General features: G+C 48.2%; 17 protein-coding genes. 1 reads left to right on the top strand and 16 read right to left on the bottom strand.

Annotated features, from left to right (window positions below; all coding sequences use genetic code 11):
* Positions 1 to 9 precede the first annotated feature (9 nt).
* The 8 genes from HZC01_03675 to HZC01_03640 all read right to left on the bottom strand — a co-directional run bounded on the left by HZC01_03675 (position 10) and on the right by HZC01_03640 (position 6,574).
* Positions 10 to 1,311 (bottom strand): trypsin-like peptidase domain-containing protein, encoded by a 1,302-nt coding sequence (locus HZC01_03675; protein MBI5037772.1) that lies wholly within the window; start codon positions 1,309 to 1,311, stop codon positions 10 to 12.
* A gap of 108 nt (positions 1,312 to 1,419) precedes the next feature.
* Entirely contained in the window at positions 1,420 to 1,905 is a 486-nt protein-coding gene (locus tag HZC01_03670) for an eight-cysteine-cluster domain-containing protein (GenBank protein MBI5037771.1), read from the bottom strand.
* A gap of 4 nt (positions 1,906 to 1,909) precedes the next feature.
* Positions 1,910 to 2,836: a polysaccharide deacetylase family protein gene (locus HZC01_03665; protein ID MBI5037770.1), complete on the bottom strand. Its 927-nt coding sequence runs from the start codon at positions 2,834 to 2,836 to the stop codon at positions 1,910 to 1,912.
* 21 nt (positions 2,837 to 2,857) lie between these two features.
* A complete protein-coding gene (locus tag HZC01_03660) occupies positions 2,858 to 3,352 on the bottom strand; it encodes a DUF4430 domain-containing protein (GenBank protein MBI5037769.1) in 495 nt (164 codons plus the stop codon).
* A 19-nt stretch (positions 3,353 to 3,371) separates the two neighbouring features.
* Positions 3,372 to 3,881: a transcriptional repressor NrdR gene (gene nrdR, locus HZC01_03655; protein MBI5037768.1), complete on the bottom strand. Its 510-nt coding sequence runs from the start codon at positions 3,879 to 3,881 to the stop codon at positions 3,372 to 3,374.
* A 134-nt stretch (positions 3,882 to 4,015) separates the two neighbouring features.
* Positions 4,016 to 4,468 (bottom strand): NUDIX hydrolase, encoded by a 453-nt coding sequence (locus HZC01_03650; protein MBI5037767.1) that lies wholly within the window; start codon positions 4,466 to 4,468, stop codon positions 4,016 to 4,018.
* Positions 4,465 to 6,075, bottom strand: coding sequence for an FkbM family methyltransferase (locus tag HZC01_03645; protein ID MBI5037766.1), 1,611 nt, complete (start codon positions 6,073 to 6,075; stop codon positions 4,465 to 4,467). Before HZC01_03645 ends, HZC01_03650 begins: the two co-directional genes overlap by 4 nt.
* Positions 6,076 to 6,115: 40 nt before the next feature.
* Positions 6,116 to 6,574 (bottom strand): hypothetical protein, encoded by a 459-nt coding sequence (locus tag HZC01_03640; protein ID MBI5037765.1) that lies wholly within the window; start codon positions 6,572 to 6,574, stop codon positions 6,116 to 6,118.
* A gap of 366 nt (positions 6,575 to 6,940) precedes the next feature.
* Here HZC01_03640 and HZC01_03635 point away from each other — a divergent pair, with 366 nt between their 5' ends.
* Positions 6,941 to 8,191: an Hsp70 family protein gene (locus HZC01_03635; GenBank protein MBI5037764.1), complete on the top strand. Its 1,251-nt coding sequence runs from the start codon at positions 6,941 to 6,943 to the stop codon at positions 8,189 to 8,191.
* Between the two features lie 169 nt (positions 8,192 to 8,360).
* Here HZC01_03635 and ftsZ read toward each other — a convergent pair whose 3' ends face one another.
* The 8 genes from ftsZ to HZC01_03595 all read right to left on the bottom strand — a co-directional run bounded on the left by ftsZ (position 8,361) and on the right by HZC01_03595 (position 23,235).
* Positions 8,361 to 9,560: a cell division protein FtsZ gene (ftsZ, locus tag HZC01_03630; GenBank protein ID MBI5037763.1), complete on the bottom strand. Its 1,200-nt coding sequence runs from the start codon at positions 9,558 to 9,560 to the stop codon at positions 8,361 to 8,363.
* A gap of 54 nt (positions 9,561 to 9,614) precedes the next feature.
* Entirely contained in the window at positions 9,615 to 10,868 is a 1,254-nt protein-coding gene (gene ftsA / locus HZC01_03625; protein ID MBI5037762.1) for a cell division protein FtsA, read from the bottom strand.
* A 104-nt stretch (positions 10,869 to 10,972) separates the two neighbouring features.
* On the bottom strand, positions 10,973 to 11,344 hold the full coding sequence (locus tag HZC01_03620) for a diacylglycerol kinase family protein (GenBank protein ID MBI5037761.1): 372 nt from the start codon (positions 11,342 to 11,344) through the stop codon (positions 10,973 to 10,975).
* Positions 11,345 to 11,349: 5 nt separating this feature from the next.
* Positions 11,350 to 11,784: an rRNA maturation RNase YbeY gene (ybeY, locus tag HZC01_03615; protein MBI5037760.1), complete on the bottom strand. Its 435-nt coding sequence runs from the start codon at positions 11,782 to 11,784 to the stop codon at positions 11,350 to 11,352.
* The gene (locus HZC01_03610; GenBank protein MBI5037759.1) at positions 11,784 to 12,860 is read right to left on the bottom strand and encodes a hypothetical protein; all 1,077 of its coding nucleotides are present in this window, start codon (positions 12,858 to 12,860) and stop codon (positions 11,784 to 11,786) included. The genes ybeY and HZC01_03610 overlap by 1 nt, the downstream gene beginning before the upstream one ends.
* A 14-nt stretch (positions 12,861 to 12,874) precedes the next feature.
* Positions 12,875 to 13,495, bottom strand: a complete 621-nt coding sequence (locus HZC01_03605) for a hypothetical protein (protein MBI5037758.1) — start codon at positions 13,493 to 13,495, stop codon at positions 12,875 to 12,877.
* 32 nt (positions 13,496 to 13,527) lie between these two features.
* Positions 13,528 to 15,039 (bottom strand): Ig-like domain-containing protein, encoded by a 1,512-nt coding sequence (locus HZC01_03600; protein MBI5037757.1) that lies wholly within the window; start codon positions 15,037 to 15,039, stop codon positions 13,528 to 13,530.
* Positions 15,040 to 15,093: 54 nt separating this feature from the next.
* Positions 15,094 to 23,235, bottom strand: a complete 8,142-nt coding sequence (locus HZC01_03595) for an Ig-like domain-containing protein (GenBank protein ID MBI5037756.1) — start codon at positions 23,233 to 23,235, stop codon at positions 15,094 to 15,096.
* Position 23,236: the final 1 nt, after the last annotated feature.

The following is a 23,236-nucleotide window of genomic DNA, read 5'->3' as shown; positions in this document are numbered from 1 at the left end:
TAAATATGATTAATCAGGTAATTCTTCAAGTGTCGCCGTAACTGTTTTCTCAGCGCCTTTACTATATACTTTCAGGGTAACCGTATCACCTGACGCATGTGATTGCAATGCCTGCACCAAGCTGTGGTCCTCATCAATGCGCTGTCCCTCTAATTCTAAAATTATATCATTTTCGAGCAGCCCCGCTTTATCCGCTGGGCTGCCGGGAACGATCGCTAGATCAGCGGCTCGTTCACCCCTGACGATCAATGCGCCATAATCAACGGCTAATGAATTACGTTCGGCGATTTCTTTGGTAATCGGGATATAACGCACGCCGAGGTACGGACGTACGATCCTCCCAAATTCACGGACGCTGTCAATCACCAATTTCGCTTGATTGATGGGTATGGCAAATCCAACTAATTGCCCCTCTCGGCTAACTGCCGTATTAACGCCAATCACTTCCCCGTTCAGGTTCAGGAGCGGCCCACCAGAATTCCCTTGGTTGATGGCGGCATCCGTCTGAATAATATCTTCAAGCGTTTCTGATGATCCATTGCCATCACCCGCGGTAACGGTACGAGATAAGCCCGAAACCACGCCACGAGTAACCGTATTGCTGTATTCACCTAAGGTATTGCCAATGGCAATGACAAATTGGCCAATCTGTAGACTGTCTGAGTCGCCCAATTGAAGTGTCGGTAAATCAGTCGCCTCAATGTCGAGTACGGCTAAATCATTCAATGGATCAGTATCAAGCACCGTGGCAGTATGCTGGGTGCCATCTTGAAGCACTACCGTATATTCGGCACTTTCATCAGATACCACATGCTTATTAGTAACGATTAAGCCGTCAGCTTCTATGATAAACCCAGTCCCTGCACCGATCGTTTGTTTTCCTTCCGGCGGGGGTGGCTGGATATTCGTGCCAAACCCAAAAAAGTCTTCAAATGGAAATAGTTCTGATTGACTGTAGAGTTTACTTAAATCCTGGGAAATAATAATACTGACCACCGCCGGCGACGCTGCCTTGACCACGTCTATCGTCGCTGACTCTTCCGTCGTCACCTGCAATGTCTTTTGTAAAGAAAGGTTGGTGTCACCTGTCTTGTTGTTGAAAATGTGCTGATCAATCCACCCTGCCACATTCGAATCAGCCCGCATCCATCCGGAAAAAAACATAGCTGATGCTCCACCAATAATAATACAAAAAATAATTACAACCACGAGCAAAGTGCGAAACATGCCAATCGTCATGGTAATGTTTTGTGACAATCCACGTGATGGTCCTTTCGGCGCTGAGGTTTGAGGTATAGATTGTATATCCATAGACTATATATTACTGTACCATACTCCTTTATTTTTTTTAATAAACCACCGTAAAGGGGCGCCTTCTAATGTATAGATACGCAAGCGGCATAACTGCCCTTTCACCCATTAGTCGTCGGGGTTCACTGGATTTCCTACCAGACAGTCGAGGAGCTCCATCCCGGCCAACCCACGGCAGCGACTCTGTGTGGCCTCATCGGCCTGACAATCAAGTAGTTGCTGGCCCTCATACCCCGCACACGGATCCTGCGTTTCAGGAGCTAGGACGCAATTGCGAAATTGTTGGCTCCCCTGCCAGTTGCACCGATTCTGGATGCACAGGCAGTTATCCTTGGCAAAACACGCATACTCGTTGCGATATTCACACGTGGTGACCAGATTGTCCGCTTCAGAGCGAGCGGCACACACCGTCCCAGAACAACCGCCCACGATGCAATCGGTGTCGGTGTAGCACTCGACAATTTCTCCGGAATTAGTGATCGGCACAACGCTTTCCGAACGGGGTTCGCGAGACTGAAGATACAATACGAGTAGCGCAACTACTAAACACAAAATGAGTGCCAGCGCCGCTATAATCAAATGATTTTGCCGCATATAGTTAATCCAGGATAGTAGTTAAATCAACCAGGGTATACCCTTGATTTCTCAAAGCAGTGATAATGGGAGGGACGATTTCCGCCGTAGTCGCGTTGCTTGCTTGCATTAAAACAATTGCTCCGCTAGATATATTGTCCAGTACCCGTGCCTGCGAAGAAGCGGCGGTATACTCAGTCGACCAGTCCATCGCGTCAATAGTCCAAGTCACGGTACAATAGCCAGCCTCAGCGGCGGTGGCAACGACGTCGTCGTCAGCTGCACCATACGGTGGACGGAAATACGGCTGAGAACCAGTAGTCACCAGCTCGTCAATCGCGGTATCGGCTTCCTCCAATTCCGCGACCAATTCTTCGGCCGAAACATCTGTTGCGCGAACATGCGTATTGGTTAAATTATACACAGGAAATCCAGCCTCGGAAATTTTCTGAATCAGGGACGGGTTTTCAGTGGCAACATCGCCGCGCGCAAAGAAAGCGGCTGGTGCGTTCGCCTGCTTGAGTGCCGTAAGCAACTGGGGTAGCGCGCCCTCTTTTGTCGTGCCAACATTAAAAGTCAGCACAGCTGCTTTTGTCTCGGATGAACCTCGGCTGTATACCTGGTCGCACGCCGTGGTGTCAAAAGCGGTTGATGGCGCATCAGCATTAGTATTGCTGGAAGTGTTGGTATTCGCCGATGCGTTCGTATTAGCGTTAGTATTCGTCACAACAGCGACATTAGTTGACGCAGTATTTGCCACTTCATTTGTCGGTGGGATCGCCTGACCAGTCCCATCTACCAAATTCGGCTCAGCCGAAGAACCGAATACCCCTTTGATGATAAAAAACAAAAGAACGAGGGCGATCAACATGAGGAATATTTTTCCCGCCCGAAATATGCCACCATCGCGCGTGGATGCATGTGCCTGGTGATACGGTCGGTACGGTCGCATGATAGTCGTTAAGCCCCTCGGTTAATTTTGAACTTCCCGATTAAAATAGAATCGAATGGTATCAGTATCGCGCACGATTATTTCATCTATGCTGAAAATAGGAGTCTTGTCATTCACCGCATACCGCCAATATCGTGAATCCATGCCATTGATTTTGTCACCAATGCCACGCACAATCACGCCGGCAGGGCTCGCGACCGTTTCTATTTTCAAATCAAACGCTAAGCCTACTTGGTTCAAAATTTCTCTGACCGTCATGTCGGGCAGAACGGGGAAGGAAACCTGGAGTGGCTCATCGGTGCCATTGTCGACAACAAACGTGGCTTGTCCGATCGACTCAATGGCGATACCGGCCACCCGCCCGCGCACTTGCGACAAAGCCAAGCGTGGCTGATCAGCATTGAGCTGAACGATGTCTTTTTCCACAACATAACCAAATGACCCGATGACCATCAAGGCAAAAGCCATCACCCCCATCATGCTGACACTGAACGTAAAATGTGAAACATTTTTCATACGATAATTCACTGAATGATTAATGCCCTCCGGTAGACGAATGAGTGCGCTGTTTCTTTTTTCGTTCAGGAACAATTTTATTACTCAGCAGCTTTTTCAATTCCTGCTGAAAAGACTGTACGTCCTTAAAAGACCGATAGACCGAGGCAAAACGGATATACGCCACCTGATCCTTCCGCTTCAGATTTCGCATAATGATTTCACCGATCTCGCTGCTTTTGATCTCCTCTTTACCAGCCAGTTGGATATCGCGTTCTATCTTATTAACCAAACGCTTAAAATCATCATGGGTGATCGGGCGCTTCTCAAATGCTTTATGCAATCCGCGCTCAAGCTTCTCTTTAGAATATGGCTCATGGCGTCCGTCGCGTTTAATCACCGTCAGATTCAATATCTCAACTTCCTCATAGGTTGAAAAACGAAAGCCGCATTTCGCGCATTCGCGACGACGACGAATCGCCATCCCTTCATTGACCAAGCGGGAATCATTGACGCGGGTATCATCAAAATGGCACGCAGGACATCGCATAATTCAATCGGAAAACATTACTAAAATATTACTTCAATATCGAAAGTATATAATAAAATCAACCCTTTTGGCAAGGTCAGCCTCTGAAATCAGAGTACTATACATTCCCGAGAGAAAAACTACCCCTCACCCGGCTACAGCCGTTCGATATCAACCTGGCCATCCTCACGAGCAGATAATGATTTACTTACATATGAAGCAATAAACGAATCAGGTGCCATGGCCATGATATCTTTCTGAGTAAACCAAGCGCTCTCTTGGATATCCTCCCCTGCGACTGCGCTCCGTGAATCAGGAATACTCACCTCGCCCGTACAATTATGTACATAAAAAACAAACAATAACTTAATCTGGTCAGGGGTACCATACTGAAAAATCTTTCTCAAGGAGATTTGACCAGCAACCAGGCCCACTTCCTCTTTGATTTCTCGACGCAGACAATCATCAAGCGTCTCATCCGCGTGATCGAAAGTTCCCTTGATCAGATTCCATTTATACCCGTCGGCTTCTCGATACTTCTCTTTGATCAAGAGAATTTTATTTTCTGAATCGAAAACAACCCCAGCGACTTTTACGATGATGTTCATGTGTTTGTGATGGCTAAAAATAATACTTTATGGACATATGAACCATGCTCTTTTTTAAAAGAATACCCGTCATATAACTGTTTAATCAGAGACATCGCTTTCTCCGTCTCCCCGCCCGTACGGATTTTTTTATTATAGTATGCCTGCACCTTATAATTCAACCCTCGGTCATGGCAAGCGGCGGCCACTGCAGAAAAAATAAAGTCAAACACCAACAAATACAGCGTACCATTACGCTGTGCGTGCTGAGAAAATCCGCTCAATATCTTATCAATAACCGCCATGCCATCAGGACCTGCGACGTCGTGGACTTTGGTACACGCTCCTCTGGGCAATTGAGGCGGGTTACTGAATAAAACATCAAATTTTTCATCAGGATATAGAGCAGAATAAACATCGCCATGTCGATATTCAACGCCGGGCGATTGATAATATTTTTTAACAACTACAATGGCTTCTTCATTGACGTCAACGGCCACAACACGCGCCGCTCCAAATAACTTGGCATGGTTCGCTAAATACCCAAAATACCCTGTACCAATATCTAAAACGATTTTCCCGGCAATTGGCAAATCCCGCATCAATTCTACAAAATATTTACCACTACTCGGGAGTTTCAACCCTAAGTCAGTCTTATCTTCGATGAGTATTCTGTTCGACGGTGCTACCTGTGCGTCAGATACTTCACATAGCAATTCTTTCGCTGCCATTTCTGAAGAAAGTGGAGTGCTCGTCAATATTAAGTTCCGACAATAATGTGCTCCATTTGTAAATTCAGTAACCACTTCATCGATCAATAACCAGCTTGGATCATTAATATATAATAATGAGTCAACGCTGAAATCCCAATAGTACACATTCAATTTGTATTGCTTAATAAAATCAACCAGCGACTGAAAATTACAATTATGCTCCCTCAGATGTTGTGGGGCATACTCACATTGTACTATTACACGAGCCCCCTTCGTTACTGTCTCCTTCATGCCCAGAAGCACATCCAATTCAAGTCCCTCAACATCTATTTTCACATAACCGATTTTTTGCGGATCAATCTTTTCTCTCTTAATAAAATCGTCCAATCGCACCATGGGCACTTCCTCATTGCTTTTAAAGTTTTGAGAAATTGAATATACAGTATGCTGACCCGGCGTTTTGCCTCGTTTAACAAAAACCGGCTGCTCCGTGTTACCGACGGCTGCTCGATAAGCGGTTACATTTGACAAGTTATTGTCTCTGATGTTTTTTTCTAAAAGCTGAAAATTTTCTTGCTCGGGTTCAAATGAGTATACCATTCCGGCGTGTCCAACTTTTTTTGATAACAACAGAGAATAATATCCCATACATGCGCCAACATCAAATACTATCTTACCCTCAAGATCTAGGGTATTCAAAAAATTGGTTTCCTGAGGCTCATACATACCTTCAAATGCCAATTCAAATGAATGACCGGACTTTTGCAGGTTCATCAAAAAACCGTTGACCTGATTTGACGCCGGGATAAATATTTTCCCAAATGCGTTGCGAAGAAACTGAAATAATGCATTGCGTTTTGATGCCTGACGACCAACGATTGGTTTTAATAAATTGTATAGATACTGCGGTATCATAGGTAAAACGAAGGCCAACGTTGAAATATCGTTGGCCATCTTATTCATTCGGTCTGTCAGCGAAAGCGAACTCTTTGCCAAAAAATCTAGCACCTAATTCATCCGACTCATTATTAGAATCAGTCGAATGAAAAAAGAATTCGTATCGCTGTTCTCCCGCTAGATACTGCCCGCGTAGCCCATTGGCAGAAATCATCCCATCCACAAATCGAATTTTTCCTTTGACTGTATTCACTCGATCATGAATACCGTCGCCGGACAGAACAATACACTCTGAATCGCCAGCAGTGAAGCACTCGCTGATCAAGTCAAAATATATGGTATTAACCATTCGTGGGTAGATGAAGGCAATATCATCTCGACTCAGCCTGACGGTCTTTCGCATGATTTCTCGACCCGCCGTCACGGTACTTAAATCATCCACTATCTTCTCAACCAGACCAGCACGCACACTATACGGTGTGCACATGATTACTACATAATCCACAAAAACCTCCATGCTTTTCCTTACTCCATCGGGAGTAGCCTACATAATTCGTAATGAACTTTTTTCACTAATATTGAATAAATATTAGCAAAACCTACATGATGTTATACATGCAAAAACATGTATCTTGTGATTATTATACAGTCAGGCATATTTGTCAAGTCCCACTACCTAAATAAGCTAACTTAATAACATACAGAAGCCTGCTCAATTTTTTATTTTTTAAATATCATAATAGCGGGGCAAGATAGCAGGGCTCATGCCTTGACAAAGATTGATTTAATTACTATACATACTTAACCAAAAGACAAAATTGACAAACGATTCCCATTAAATTTGAACATTAACATAGACCTATAAATAGAAGGAGATGTGATCATGGATCACATAACGTATGGCCTTGATTTTGGCACAACCAATTCGGCAATCGCTTATCTCAATAATGGTGAAGTTGAGATAGTACCAGTAGGGTTGGGTGGCGCTGAAACTATGAAGTCGGTCCTTTTTTTCCCCGAGGAGAAAATATTCCCCATAATCGGTGATGAGGGGGTACAGACTTACATATCGAGTGGAATGCAGGGCAGATTGCTCCAATCAATCAAAGCAATTTTGCCTGACGAAGCTTTTGAAGGGACGATCATAAAGGGAAATTATTACGAAATCGAAGATCTCGTATCTCGAATTATGATCACCTTGAAAAAAGCTGCGGATGCCGCTGTCGGCCAAAACGTGAAATCGGTAATCATCGGGCGCCCTGCTCGTTTCTCAACCAATCCCCACGAGGAAATGGTAGCCGAACGCCGATTAATTGAGGCGGCCAGACGTGCTGGTTTTACCGACATTCAGACTCAGCTCGAGCCGATTGCTGCCGCTCTAAGTTACGAACATACACTTTCCAAAGCGGAAATTGTTATGGTCGCTGATCTCGGCGGTGGCACCTCCGACTTCACTATTATGCAGCTTGGGCCGCACCGGAATAAGGGTGAGGACAGAAAGTCCGACATTCTATCAACCGGCGGGGTCTACATCGGTGGTGACCGTTTCGATTCCATCATCATGCGTAACCATCTCATCAAATATTTCGGGGCAAACCTGAAATGGCAATCATGGGAAAAATGGTTAGATCTTCCATCGCATATTGTGAAACAGCTCTGCGAATGGCACCGAATTACGTTCCTCAAAAACCCTGAGGATATGGAATTTATTCGCCGGCTGGCGACTTGTTCAGATGACCCCGAGTCATCCCTTCGTCTTCAGGCTCTGATTGAAGAAAATCTGGGCTATTCCCTTTTTCGTGCTATTGAGCGGGCAAAGTGCCATCTCTCAGAAGCAGAAAAAGCCCAAATCAAATTCTTTCATTCAAGAATCAAGATTAAGGAGACGATATTGCGTTCAGCATTTTCTGATGACATACGGGACGAGGCTCATCAGGTCGTCAATTGCGCGAAAACCGTGCTGTCTGATGCTGGGCTTAAGCCCACTGATATCCACACCGTCTTTATGACGGGAGGGACTTCCTACGTCCCGTTACTCCGTCAGGAAATCACACAGATATTCGGACGGGATATCATACGAAACGAACACGTTTTCACCAGCGTTGTTCGGGGCCTCGCACTCAGTGCGAAATAATACATAGTACACAAAGCCGACTGCTTCAAGTTACCTTGAGGCAGTCTTTTTTTACAATAGTTCCTCGACATGATAATACCGCATGGCCTCGAGTGTACGTCGGGCGAGCGATGCAATCCTTTGCGGAAGACATAGGAAACCACTTTTCCAAAAGGGGCTTCCTGCCTGTTTACATCATCTTCTTCCGGATAAAAGCCGGAATTTCTAAATCCTCATCTCCGCTGGTGCTGGACGGCGTATTTGAAGATACTGGAGGCGGCGTTGGCATCGGACGGGCCGGTGGGGTCACCGGAGGCATCGGGCGCATTGGCTTGTCCACCGTACGCGGTTTCATGGGTGAAGAAGAGAAAGCAGGGCGAACCGGCGCTTCATCACGATCGCCATACCCGATTGGCTCGATTTTTTTGATGGTCCGCTGTTTGCCGCCGAAACCAGTCGCGATGACCGTTATCTTGATCTGATCTTTCATTGACTCATCAATAACTGAACCAAAAATGACGCGCGCATTGGCATCAGCTGAAGCAGTAATAATCCGAGCTGCTTCATTCACCTCGTACATCCCGAGGTCAGGACCGCCGGTCACGGTGAAGAGAATTCCCTTGGCGCCTTCAATCGAGAGTTCAAGTAACGGACTATCAATGGCCGCCTTGGCAGCATCAACCGCGCGATTTTCGCCCGTCCCCTGTCCGATACCCATCAAAGCAGAACCGGCATTCTCCATGACTGAGCGTACGTCAGCAAAGTCAACGTTGATCAATCCGGGAACAGTAATCAAATCAGAAATACCCTGGACGCCCTGGCGCAATATTTCATCCACGGTGCTGAATGCTTCCAAGAGGGACGTTTTTTTATCAATAATCTGCAAAATGCGATCGTTGGGAATCGTAATAATCGTATCAACTTTATCGGTCAATTCCTGCAGGCCAGTGTCGGCGATTTGCCGTCGCTGCGCTCCTTCAAAAGCGAATGGTTTCGTTACCACTGATACGGTGAGTGCGCCGAGATCGCGAGCAATATCGGCAATCAAGGGTGCCGCGCCAGTACCAGTGCCACCGCCTAAACCACAGGTAATAAACACCATATCGGCTCCTTTGAGGACGTCATGGATTTCATCCTGATTTTCCTCCGCTGCTTTTCGGCCTATTTCGGGATCCATACCAGCTCCTAATCCACGAGTGACCGTCTTGCCAATATGTATCTTAGCTTGCGCCTTTGAATGATGCAGAGCTTGGGCGTCTGTATTTATAGCGATAAACTCAACACCTTGAATCTTGGCATTGATCATACGATCAATAGCCGAACCGCCTGAACCACCGACGCCGACAACTTTTATTTTTGCGAACGTTTCGATGTCAGGTTTAATTTCCATATGAGTGTGTGATCTACTATTCTTGGGCATACGAATTAAGAATAAATAGAGCGACTACGGGATAAGTGTTTTAAACCATTTTTTCATTTTCCCGGTCGCGTCTGCTACAGAAGAAAATTTTGGCATTGATAATTTTTTACCGCTTCCTGAATCATCCGATAGTCCGGCTCCCCAGAACAACAAACCAATCGCCGTTGAGTAATTAACATCGTTAACTTTATCAACGGCTGTCGAAGCTATATTCAGCGGATAGCCGAGCGCTGCCGGCAATTTGAATTCTCGCTTAGCAACTTCGATGAGTCCGTTCAGTTTAGCGCCACCGCCAGTCAAAACAACTCCCGCAGGAAGCAACCCCGAACGATCAATTTTCTGCAATTCTTTATCAGCTAACGAAAAAATTTCTTCACATCGCGCTTCAATAATTTCAGCGATATGCTTCTGTGAAACGGCTCCCTCTTCCCGCGAATCAAGTTCGTGCAAATTGATTTCATCACGTTTATTCAATTCGTCTGGTAATGCAGATCCATACTCAACTTTTATCTTCTCCGCTAATTCAATCGAAGTGCGAAGTCCGATGGCAATGTCATTGGTGATGTGGCTCGAGCCGACTGGTAAAATTGCGCTGTGCAGCACCTCACCCTCTTCAAATACCAATAAGCTGGTTGTCGTACCGCCGATGTTCAAGAGAGCGACACCCAGATCTTTCTGTTTACGCGTCAGGACTGCCTCAGCACTAGCCAAAACGCCCAGTACAAGATCATCGATATCGACACCGGTACGGTAAATGCATTTGGTGATATTTTTTATCTGAGCAGACAATCCCTGAATAATCTGTGCGTCAACTTCTAAACGAATGCCCGTCATGCCAATGGGATCCTTAATCCCCGCCTGATTGTCCACTGCAAAGCTACGCGGTATGACATGCAAAATTTCATAATTTGGCGGAGTGGCCACTGCCTGAGCTGCTTCAATCACCCGTTCGACATCTTCTTCTTTGATCTCCCCATCTGATTTAGATACCGCAATCACGCCATGGCTGTCCTGCGAAGTAATGTGACTGCCATTGATGCCGACAAAGACATGCTCGACGGGTACGCCGGTCATGCGTTCAACCTGCTCAAAGGCGCTCGAGATGGATGACACCGCATCCTCAATGCTGGTGATTGATCCCTTATTTACCCCTTCGGCAGGCTGTTCGGCCGCGCCTAAAATATGTATCTGATTATCGTGTGGATTGCGCTGTCCGACCACAATGCGAATCGCGGTTGAACCAATGTCTAATCCAGTAATGATGTCTTCTCGTGCCATAGTGTGGATGGTTGATATAGTCTATAGTATACCGAAAAAGTCGTTAATATGCAAAATCCCCAGCTTGAACAAAAAATGTGTTTGGTTATAAAAAGTAAAAAACCTTACCAACGCGCAATAAAATACGGGGCAAAAATCAATATTCCCACAATAACTGCGCCGATTGAAGTGATCAATACCGCGGCAGCCATGACGTCCTTAATTACTTCAGCATAATAATGTATCCGCGGGCGGAGGATATCAACCATTTTTTCAAACACAGTATTAATCAATTCTAAAACCAAGACAAACATCATGACTAAGATCAAAATGATCGCCTGCCACAGTGCAACGTTGAAATAAATAATCAAAATAATGACAAAGAGGCTCGCCAATAAGTGTAGGCGTATGTTTTGTTCATTGCGCACCACATACCAGAAACCTCGAAAGGCGAATCGAAAACTTTTTGCTAACTTATAGATGTCGAGAACGGCCATAGGTACTACCGAGTAAAACGATTGATAATTTTTTTCTCCAGCGCGAGCATGCGCCGTTGTTCCTGAGGGCGCATATGATCATGTCCAATCAGGTGTAGAAATCCGTGAGTGACTAGCCACACTAACTCCTGACGAATGCTTATCCCCTGCAGACGGGCCTGCCGACGCGCATAAGGATACGCAATCACGATGTCACCGAGATAGTTTTGATCCAGCCAGCCAGATGCACTTTCTCGCTCCGCAAAAGACAAGACGTCGGTCGGAGCATCCTTCCGTCGATAGGTTTTATTGAGACGTCGGATGACGGAATTCGAAACAAACGCAATCGAAAACGCAGAACCACGATAGCGCGGTAGGACTCGGCCAATGACCTGGCTTAATTTATGAATAAACGATGTCTGCACCACTATCCCTGGCGCCCGCGTGATAGTAACCTGCATTAGAGCTGATTACTGTTAGACTGGCTATTGGTATTGCTGTTCGCGTTCGTATTGCTATTAGTGGTTGCCTTGTTGGTATTGGTGGGCGTGCTGAGAATGGTCAGACTTTGATACATCATGGCAAAAGTAGTGCGGAAATTTGCTTGGCTCAATATATTCGTATTATAGCTCACCACATAGGCAAACGTTCCTCGCGTGAAGTATACCGTCATACCATCCACTGATTTGACGCCAGTGAGTGTCCGATCCCAATTGGTAACAGAACTGATTGAGGACGGATTCACACCAGGCGCTTTTGTCAGATACCAATCGCGCGCTGATAATTGCGCAGGGTTATCCTGAACACTCACGGAAATAAATTCACCGCTGGTTGAAAATAATTTTCCACGGGTATTTTGCGGATCATTGGCCACCGCCCAGCTCCGCGGATACCAGAGCGAGTAACCGTCAGTCGAATTTGAATGCACCTGTACGCCACTATTACTGCTGAGACGCGCAGTAGCAGCATTTGGATCATACCCATTCAATACTTCCTGGCCATCAGCGAAACTATCCCCGTCCGTATCAGCCACCGATAAACTAGTACCATACAGAGCCTCTTCCACATTGGTGAGTGAATCGCTATCTGAATCCTCGCTATCAAGGACGGTCGATGTATTTGTATTTACTGCGCTATTCGTATTAGTAAATACGCTGTTCGTTTGTACGGAATTAACGTTGACAAACCCATTGGTTAGCCGATTCGTATTCAGGATCGTGTTGCTATTTAAGGTAGCATTAGTTGAAGTATTGGTGTTATTAACCGCGGTATTGGTATTAATCACCCCAATTAAAGAATTATTGGTTTGTTCGGTTCCGTCAGGTTTTTGCATCTGTTGATACACCAAAAAACCACCGCCACCTAACACAATCAACACTAAAACAAAAACTAAAATCATCCTCAACGGACTACGTTGTGCATTCCGCTTCCCTTCCTCGACGTAAAATTTTTCCGGCATGGTATAAATCCGAGCCGTGCGAGTTTGTGGAGCAGGGGTACGAGTATTCGAAGATGACGATTGTGGTGCAGGAGTCATGGGTGAAGAAAACGTTAACTATTATTTAATTCTTGGATTGCAACATTGAGATCGCGGAGCAATCCGCTGCCCTTAGGATCATATCCATTCTTTACCTCGGTGCCATCATTATTGCCATCACCGTCAGTATCCGGGTTGCGTGGATTTGTCAGATACACTTTTACCTCATCTCGATCAAAAAGTCCATCGTGGTCGGTATCCGTTTGAGCGGGGTCAGTATCTGCCGCCTCTTCTTCGGCATCCGTCAAACCATCTCCGTCGGCGTCAATCCGTTCACTACTCACGACCGGAATTTCTTGCGCCACAACACTCCCCGAATTATTTACGCTTTGCACGGTATTAAGAGCGGGTTGATTGACCGTATCAGCCCCGATGCCAAATGGTCCCAAGGCAATCACCACGGCAACCAACGACACAATAACTAAGGGCAGAGCGATCAGAAGAAAAGCGCGACGCAAATACCACGGACGCGGCTGCACCTCAAGCGGTACGGCCGGACGCCGAACAATAGTAGTCGACCGAGGACTTGGCTGGGCCGCCGTCGCACGGGTCGGTACGCGCTTAACCGGACGAGAAACGTCAGTTTCCGCAAAAATATCTTCAATAGGTTTTTCCGATTTTGGGTTCCCGGGCATAGAAATTAGGTATTATGAATACGTTGACCGCATTAAATCGTTGGTGGTGGCGCTGTGTCAGTCGTTGAATTCGTGCACGTGGTTACCGAACTAGAAATTGACAGCGCGACAATAGGGCTGGGGGTATTGTTGCCAGCTGCGTCATAGGCAACCGCATAAATCCATTTAGACGTATAGACCGTGCTGGTGGTGCATGTTTGTCCACCCCCAGTAGCCGCATGTGCTACCGAAATAAAGGGAAGCGGTCGCTTGGCCGGTTCTGCAGCGGCAATCGACCACAACGGATCATATGCCGCGGCTATGGCGCCAGCTGATATAGATACCTGCTGATTAACACTTGTTCCAGACGTGGTCGCCTGCCCGAGAGGTCCACCGCCATTAAGGCTGTATACCCTGACTTCAGTCACTGATTGATTATCTGATGCCGCAATATTGACATTGATGGTGCTGGTATTCGCGTAGATGCTTCCTTGGGCAGGGCTGGTGATGGTCACATTAAATGGTGCTGAAGAATCAGTAGATACCTGCACTGCGCGCGTGGCCGTGCTAGTCAGCGCCACGCCGTTAATTGCCTTTGCCGTAATCGTATGGGCGCCATTAGTAACGCTCGCGAGATTTAACACCCAAATATACGTCCCCGACCCGCTTGGTTGGTCGAAATATTGCGTGTCCCGAGGAGCTGTTTCACTATCGAGATAAAATTCGACTCGATCAATCCCCGACTGGCCATCGGATGCCTGAGCAATAATTTGTGTGGGGCTGGTTGAAAGCGTTGTCCCATCCGTTGCCGGGGTTCCAATAGCGATGATTGGCGCGCTGGTGTCAGCACAATCATTATCATTTGCCGAGGTACAGGACGCAGGACAGAATCCGTCATTATTGCTACATGACGTAATCGGAATGCTACTGCAGTACGAAGGGCAACTGGTTAAAATACAGGTATCGCTGGTTCCGGCATTATTATCATTGCACTGGCTGTTTGAGGCGCACTGATCAGTACCACAGACACCACCGCAACACCGACTACCGGTCGTGCACTGACTATCACTGGCGCATGCACCAACCCCAATGGCGATTGTCACCACATTGCTGATTGTGGCTGTATTGTTCAACCGATCGGCAATCTGTACTTCAACCGGATAAATGCCATCAGCATTTGACCCAACATTCCAGGTACCCGAAAATTTTCCATCTCCGGCGGTTCCATCGCCGTGCTGTCCGTCGTCAAATAATGGCACATCCGCAACTGGTCGCGATCCAGGCGTCGAATTCCGCACGTAGGCAACGGCACTGGCTAAACCAGAAACATCATATGCCTCGACAGAAATGCGTACGGTCTCATTTTGATCGACTTGAGACGGATTCAGGCTTACCCCCTGACCAGTGAGAACCGGAAGCGATGTTGTAGCAACTTCAAAACTTGGCGAGGTATCAGTTGACTGCGCCTGAACGAGATCAAGCCCACCAAGCATTGCCGCTCCAACCATGAAGAGGCTCAGCACAATCACCAAAAGAACGAGCGAATTAATTTTTAAATGTTTCATACGTTTAATCCTTTCTAATATTATTAGCATATTAACTTAAAAAATTATGATTATTTACGTCGCAGTGCAGGAACAGCTTGATCGCGCTTCACAAGCGGATTGGGCACCATTGTAGGCTGAGCAAGGATAATCAACACATCGCGCCGGTGCAGGGAAATTTCTCCAATAACACCCGGCGGTATTACAACTGAGTGAGGTCGTATAAGTTGTACAATTATTTGGTCCGACAAACTCACAGAAATCGCAAGCACTGGATGCGGCCGTAACAGTAACGGTCAAATTTCTCGTATCAGTGCCAAAAGCATTGGTTGCGGAAATGGCTACCGTAAATGTACCCGGAGTTGGCGGTGTTCCTGATAACACATTCCCCGATCGAGTCATCCAGGCCGGCATACCAACCGCATTATATGACGTGGGAGTATTCGTCGCGGTGATAGTGTAGGTAAACGCGGTATCCTCCTGCAGCGACCGACTCAACACACTCGTGATAACTGGGGCACTGCCACCGCCGCCACCGCATGAACCCGTAGCGCCGTGGATATTCTCATACTCACTGACGCGTCCGTCAGTGCTTTCAGCAATAATATCCACATAATAACTCTGATCCGGCGATCCAATCGGCGACGTCCACGAACCTTGATATGTATCTCCACCGGTTAACGTTAAGGTAACCCGGTCAAGTTCAATTTCGTCAGGCTGCTGAATACTCGCCACAACACTGGCCACCCCCGTAGGACTGGTCACATCAGCCTGGATGCAGAATGGAGTTCCGGCCGGACCTGATGCGGGATCTATCCCGGCATTCGTGATCAATGGTCCGCCAGGGACATTGATGCCCAGCCTGACCTCGATGTACTCGCTGCGATTCCCCGCCACATCTAGTGCATCTACCTGTATCCGATGCCAACCATCAGTCATGCCGGTGGTGTCAAATGTCCATTCCCAATTATTCGAACCATCCGTATCAATCGATCGCTGGAGATAGTCCACGTAGAAATTTACCCGATCTACTTGCTTATCATCTTGGGCGTCAACACGAATCGTTATCACGCCTTCGATGGCCGTACCAGAAGCGGGGGTCGGCGCTATAAAGGATACCGTAGGCGCTATAATATCATTCTCAATATTATCCACATTCACCACGATTGGTATCGCTGAACCAGTGTTTCCGGAAAGATCATACACATACGCCCGCAACTCATGATCACCATTCGGATACGCCCGCGTATTCCAGGGCCAGATATAATTCCCCCCACTTAACGATGCAGGGCCACGGTATTGGCCGTCAATATACACATCCACCCGCGCCACGCCGATATTATCGCTGGCGGTCATGGTAATATTTACCTCTCCCGAAATTGAGGGCGGGCTGGCAACTGGCGCGGTGATATTCACCGTCGGATTGATGGCATCAAGATTGCTCAAAGTCACGAGTGCCGTGGCATACCCGTGTCGAACCCCGTCAATCACATCCAACCAAATGCAATACGTGCCTGAAGCGCTGGCACTACTATCCCATGACCAATTGAAAGATGCATTGGTTTGGATGCCGCCGAACGGCACTGTATCTGCGAATATCTGTCCCGAGCTACATGTGTTCGGTCGCACTTCAATCGTCATGGACACGATATCATAATTATCGCTTGCCTCAGTCTGTATGGAGACCATGCCGCTGACGGTCTGTCCTGCAGTGGGACTGATAATGCGGGCAAACGGAGCGCTCGCGTCACCACCACCAGCATTATCGATATCAAGGGTAAAATTAGCATCAGAATAATTGCCAGCCACATCGTATGCCTTGATTCCCAAGCTATGATTGCCATCTGGAAAGGCGCCGGTATTCATGCTCCAGCTCCATCCATTGGTGCCATCGGTATCAGTCGCCTGGCGAATTCCGTCAATATAAAATTCAACGCTATTCACGCCACTGTCGGCATCAGTGGCGGTGACCACTAAATTAGTGGTACCAGCGACAACCAAAGTTGTTCCCGGAGGATTTCCATTCACCGCGGTGATAATTGGACCATTCCGATCCAAATTAGTTCCGGTTACTGCGTATTGATAATTGAAACAATTACATGCCGCTTCAGTCATACCCGCGCATGGATTGGTCAATCCAGTCCGCCAGTTTCCTGGACCATCATATTCGAGGAAGGTGAAGAGGTTGGCAATGCCACCGGCTTCATTGGTGTGATACTGATATAATTTTGAACCTACATTACATTGGTACTTTTTAGTCGCATCATTCCAGCAGGTCGTCTCATCATTAGGCGTACAAGCCTCAAAATCATTGACCGGGTCAGTCGGTAAATTTCCGCCCAAGGCCACGCCCAGCGTATCTTGCCACGATGGCCATAATGAATTACTGACAGTTTTAACATACGTCCCACCGGATAACTCTGGGAATTTCTGATTGGCGCCTTTGTAATTTATGAGCTTCTCCGCGATATCACTCAAATCAGACAAACGCTGAAGATCGCGCTGCAGCTGACCTTTTTGTGCACCGGTTAAATTAGTATTAAATTCCCAGTTTGCAAGTAATCGATTAAATATTTCAATGGTCTCACTCGAAGCGCCGTCATTATAGGACATCAAATAAATATTTGCGTACACGGTACCGCCTGATAAATTAGTAGCAGCGACATACACCGTCCGACCAGCGCGAACTGCCGGATACCCATCCACGGTCAATGGCTGCGGCTCAGGAGCGGCTGGTCCAAATTGCGCGCGATACCACTGCGTCGGAGATAATTTCTGCTCATTCTCCATGACCCGGACGCCAATAGCATCGGTGCTCCCATCACGCAAGAAGAAGAATTCTCGTACCAACTCATCTTCCTGAGGAACAGAAGGAACATTGGATTTGATCACAGCTTCCGTCGTTGGGCGGAGTAAGGCTAAACCATCCTCAGCACAATACCACAGCGCAAAATGATAGCTCGTGTCCTCAAATGGGAACACGTCATTATCCGGTACACGCGGATTTGGCCATGACCGCGAGCACAAAGAAGCGCGAATCGGTACACTGCCGCTATAAGTACCCAGATCACCAAATGACGTCACCGAACCGTCCGCAGTCACATTGAGATGCCCTAGCCCAGTATGATTATCTGAAGTAATAATACAATAAAAATTACTCGGTTGATTGGCCGGACAGCCAGGCGTGAAGGGTGGGCCCGGATCATAATTTGGCGTAAATACATTTCTGGGATCCGTCTCACTCCACGTATAATCGATCGGATCAGCGCCACCGCTGATGGGGGTCCCATTTTGATCAAGTGCGTCAACTAATAATAGTAAATTGGCACCTTCTAGAGTGGCAAAAATATCCCCCGGATCACACCCGCTGAATCCACAAGAAAAATTTGGAATCTGGGGCGGATATTGTCCAAACCCATTCTCATCCATAACGATAGTTCTCAATCCGGCAATCCTACAAATTTGCGCCCCACCATTAATCACCCAGGTCTCAGAATGCCAGCCCGGCACGCTCGACATGGCAATGCCCAAATCGCTTTTGACTAATTCAGTCCGAATGAATATTCGATACGTATGCCCCGCAGTCAGTGCCACACTCGGATACAAATAAAATCCAAGCGGATATGCTTTAATCGTCCCAGCTACCGTGGTGTTATTCGTCGCGTCATAGAGGAAGACACTCTCATCTGCTTGCGGAGCGTTATAATCAGCCCCAATCACAAACGAGCTCGCATCCATCTTTTCGCTGAAATCAACTTGGAAACGAATATTGCGACAATTCGACGGTGATGGCGGTTCAGTATTGACGACCGTTGGCCGTCCGTGGCAGCAGGTGTCAGAACCGCAAGCGGTACTGCCACCACATTGCGCGTCACCGGTACAGCCACAGTACAATCCACGGTTCGCACCCGTGCAGGCTGTTTGCGAAGCCGGCAAATTGACCGAGCAGGTTAAGCCAGTTGATGAAATTTGGCCAGGATAGCAACAGGTTCGGCAATCATCAACCGCCGCCGGTGGATAGGTAGCCCCAGCCGGTGCATTGGGCTGGCGGTGGCCTGCCGGATCAATACAACGGTAGTCGCCAGCGGGAATCACCGGTCCAACCTGACAGAAAGGATTATTCGCAGTCAACTGGCACAATTGCCCTGGTGTACCCGAACTGCAATTTGCTGAAGCCACGCATTGGTTGGCTTGGCAACAACCAGTGGAGCATTGGCTATTTCTATCACAACTCACCCTAAAGGTAACACTATTTGATGGGCAATTATTTACCTGAACGCTCACGCCGCCAGTAACGGTGCCCGCCGGAACGCGTGATCGATTAATCTCAGTATCCGCCCAGGCTTGGCCACGGGTCGTAATAGCCGTATGGGTATCTGCTAAACCACTATGGTAATACACGCGCGTGGTGGCTGGATTAAGCGTCGGCGGATTGAAATTCTTTCCTTCGATATATACATTTGCCCCCTCTCGTCCTGAATCAGGATTGAGTGGCGGACAAATGCCGGGCGCCACGCCGCTTGGAGCCGGAACGCCAGGCGCGCAATTATTACTGGCACAGTTGGCATTATTCTGACAAGCTTGGTTGGCATTGGCGCCGCCCACGCAGATGCCGGAGCAGACGTTACCCACGCTAAAGTAGTAGACGCCAATATTATTCTGATTTGCGCCATAGGGACTATTGTCCGTGGTGGCATAGGTGGTACAAACACCCCCGCCGGTACAGACGCTATTATTCACGCAACTCAAACCATCATTGGTGCCACCTAAACATCGGCCATCGGGACGACGTACGTCAATCAGATATGTACCAACTGGATTGCCCGGCTCAGAAACAGTGATGGAATGGTCTGACCAGGCATTGGTACATTCGTATACACCCGGCGTACCACCGAAATTTACCGTCCCCCGCGCCGTGCCAAAATAGCATCCCTCGATGGTGACAAACGACCCGGCAATGCCGGTCTGAGGCGAGATCATCTGGCCGTCTTCATTATAATCAGCAATCACCGGCACACAACGATCCGACAATAAATCACACCGGCTTCCCGCGCACTCATTCACCCCGTCCTGATCCGGATCAGCACACCGTGTCGGATTAAACGCACATGACGCAGGGTCAACTTTCAGTTTTCCCCTACCTGATTTTCCTTCGGTTGAGGCACGAATATACGTGGTGCCCAGCGCATTGCCAGTGGCAGTCTCATTTTCTGTGGTGCTGCCCGTAACTGACGCGATGATGGCGCTATCAGATGTCCATGACCACGTGTAATCACTGGAATCAAGCAAGGCACAATTCGGACCAATCGCAGTAGCGAGATATGGTTCTGTATCCCCGATATTATAGAGCACCGCATTTCCCGGCGTGACCATAACATTCTCCACCGGACAGGGGCCGGTGTCAGCCTTGGTCTTAATCAGCCACACATAATCTGCGTTCATTCGCGCGCCAGTTGTACTCTCAACTTGACGGCGAATGGTCACACGATAGTAGGTATTTGGATCCAGATCAGTCGGCACCCCTGCGACGGTGCGCTGCATGATAAATCGTTCATTCAGCGGGGCACCAAAAGTTCCCATATTATGCGTGACGGCCACCGGTGCAGCGCAGGAACTATCATTGCCGCAACTCTCCAAAATGATATTCGCATTGAATGTACCGGTATTCATCGGCACGGTAAATCGCGCGCCAAACATGGCGTTCACGCACACGTCATCAGTACCTTTATAGGGATTCGGGGACGCCATGGAGATCTGACAAGCGCCACCCGGACACTGACTATCGTCGCTGCACAAATTTCCATCGTTCGGTCCTCCATTGCAGGTTGCGGCGCAACTGGCATTTTCTACGACCTGAGGAATGTCGCCGCACGGAATCTGAAAATCCATGGAGTATGATGATTTGCCATTATCATCTTCAACGTTCACCTCATGCACGCCATTCCGCAGATTTGGCACGGTGGCGGTGATGGTACCCTCGTTCCAACCGGTTACCGGGGCGGAAACTGGCGGCGATGAAATCCACACCCGCCCGCTCCCCTGAGATGCGCCAAACGCCTCACCGGTTAAGGTTATTGCCGCTCCGGCATTGCCACACTCAGGCACCACTTCACAGAGCACTGGTCCGGGCGTTTCTGTCGTATAAATAAATTTAATAATGTTGCTCGGCTGAGCGCCGCCTGCGCCAAATAACTGAATGCCAACCACCGAATTTGGCACTGCGGTGGGGCAGTCATACCAGCTGTAAATTGAAGTGTCGCACGCGGTCACGCCGATACTAGATAAATCGGGTACTTTAATCAACGCGTAATTATTAGTCCAGGTGGTGCTGCAATTCAGCGTATCCGCCGGCATTCGTGCCTGGGTAGAAATATTGAAAAACTCAACGGTACCAGGTGCTCCAAAACCGTCATTGGCGTTCCCCGTGCGCCGTTCGAGCTTGACCGCCTGGCTGATGCCGCCATGCGCCTGATTATTGATGCCTAAGGCCCGGCGTATCTGCGGACTGGAAACGTCGAATGCGTAAGTATTACTCTTCTCATCATCGCCCGCGCCGATCTCCACGCGCACATTACCGTCAGCCGCACCAGCCGAGGGTGATTCACCGGCAAAGGCAACTGGTCCAGCAGGAATGCGCGTACTGATTTGATCGCCGGTCCAACTCGCGACACAAGCTTGATTGGGCGTGCCATTCACATCCATGCAGCGGTTGTCGTGCATCACGTTCAATTCAAATCGGATATCGCCGTTGATGGAGAGATTGCTGCCATTGATGGTGATGCCGGGATCAGCATCATACCGCTGACTGGCCGGAACGATACTGCTGATCTCCGGGGTGCACTCGATATTGGTGGTGTCGGTATCCGCGAAGAAATTCCACGGCGCCACTTCACCGCCGCTCGGCTCATTATTGATAGTCATGAAATCATCACCCGGGCTGCCGTCTTCATTATTATTATAATCACCATCCAAATGATTCAGGCAGACGTCCATGATGCCGTTATTCGGATCCGTGTTGCCAGGTGTGCCAGCAATAAGTTTGACATTATATTCCGCGCCAGCGGTCATGGCATTGCTCGGCCGGGTCGAGAAAGAATCCCACGTGCTAGGGATGCTAAAAGGTGTGCGTAAACCAACCGGTCCGCCGCCGGTGGTGAATTGCACCGTATTGGCATTGAGCGATGCCTTGCGAATCGGCTGGCTGAAATTCGCCGCAATAGTCGTATTCAGACAAATATTGGCAGCCGCGTCAGCCGGATAGATGGCCGTCACCTCAGGCGGTTCATTCAGCGTCGAATTGCCGGTCGTGAAGAACCAGATTTCACCGATAAATTGTCTCGGTGTCGCTGCGTCTTCCTCTATCTGGCTGGTGCAGTCAGGATTGCCCGCCCCACTGCCGCATAAATAAACCTGATAAATGGTGTTCGGCAAATGCTCTTGGCTAGGCAAAAATTCTAACGTATCGCCGCTGGCGTTCCAATTGCCTGGCACTGAATTCCCCTGGCAAGTAGCCGCACAAACGCCAGACGCACAATCGGTGTTAGCAGTACAGGCATCGCCATTTTGACCGCCGCCGTTCACATAGACAAACGCCGCGCCCGGAACCGTAGCCGCATCAATATTCCCATTAAATTCCGCCTGAACGATACTACAGAGATACACGCCAGTCTGCCCGTCCGCTGGGTACGTATCCACGACATCAAAGAAATTAGCCCCGCCCGCATTACAGCCCGGCCACGCATTTTGATACACCCATGAGCCACTTGAGCACAGATAGCATCCATTCACATCACCATCCGTACAACTACTGCCATTGCCACCCGTCAGATCAAGCGCTCGGTCAACGATAAAGGTAACGATGGCCCAAGCCAACAGGACAATCACCAGACCAATCACCGCCCGCGTAATAATCTTCTTGGCTTTTTCCACCTTTTCCTGATTGCCGGCCGCCGTCATCCAGACAAAACCGCCATACATGATAAATATGACCGCAATCAAACCAAGGAATCCAAGCGCCCACTGAACAATGTTAATCACCGTGGACAATAGATCCGCCGTTCCCAAACCAAACGTAGTACCGAGATTTGGATCCAGATTCACTTGCGCGCTCGTTTCCGGTACGGCAAGCCAGCCCGCCGCGCCAACAATTGCCACGATAAGCAAAAACCCAAAGACGCCCAAAAGTGAATTTTTATTTTTTTTCAGTGTATCTTTCACG

It is taken from the genome of Candidatus Kerfeldbacteria bacterium (genome assembly GCA_016214565.1).
In the GTDB taxonomy this organism is placed as follows: Bacteria; Patescibacteriota; Patescibacteriia; order UBA10025; family JAHIVO01; genus JAXDBW01.
The sequence above is the reverse complement of the archived record's forward strand: the minus strand, read 5'-3'. Positions and strand labels throughout refer to the sequence as shown.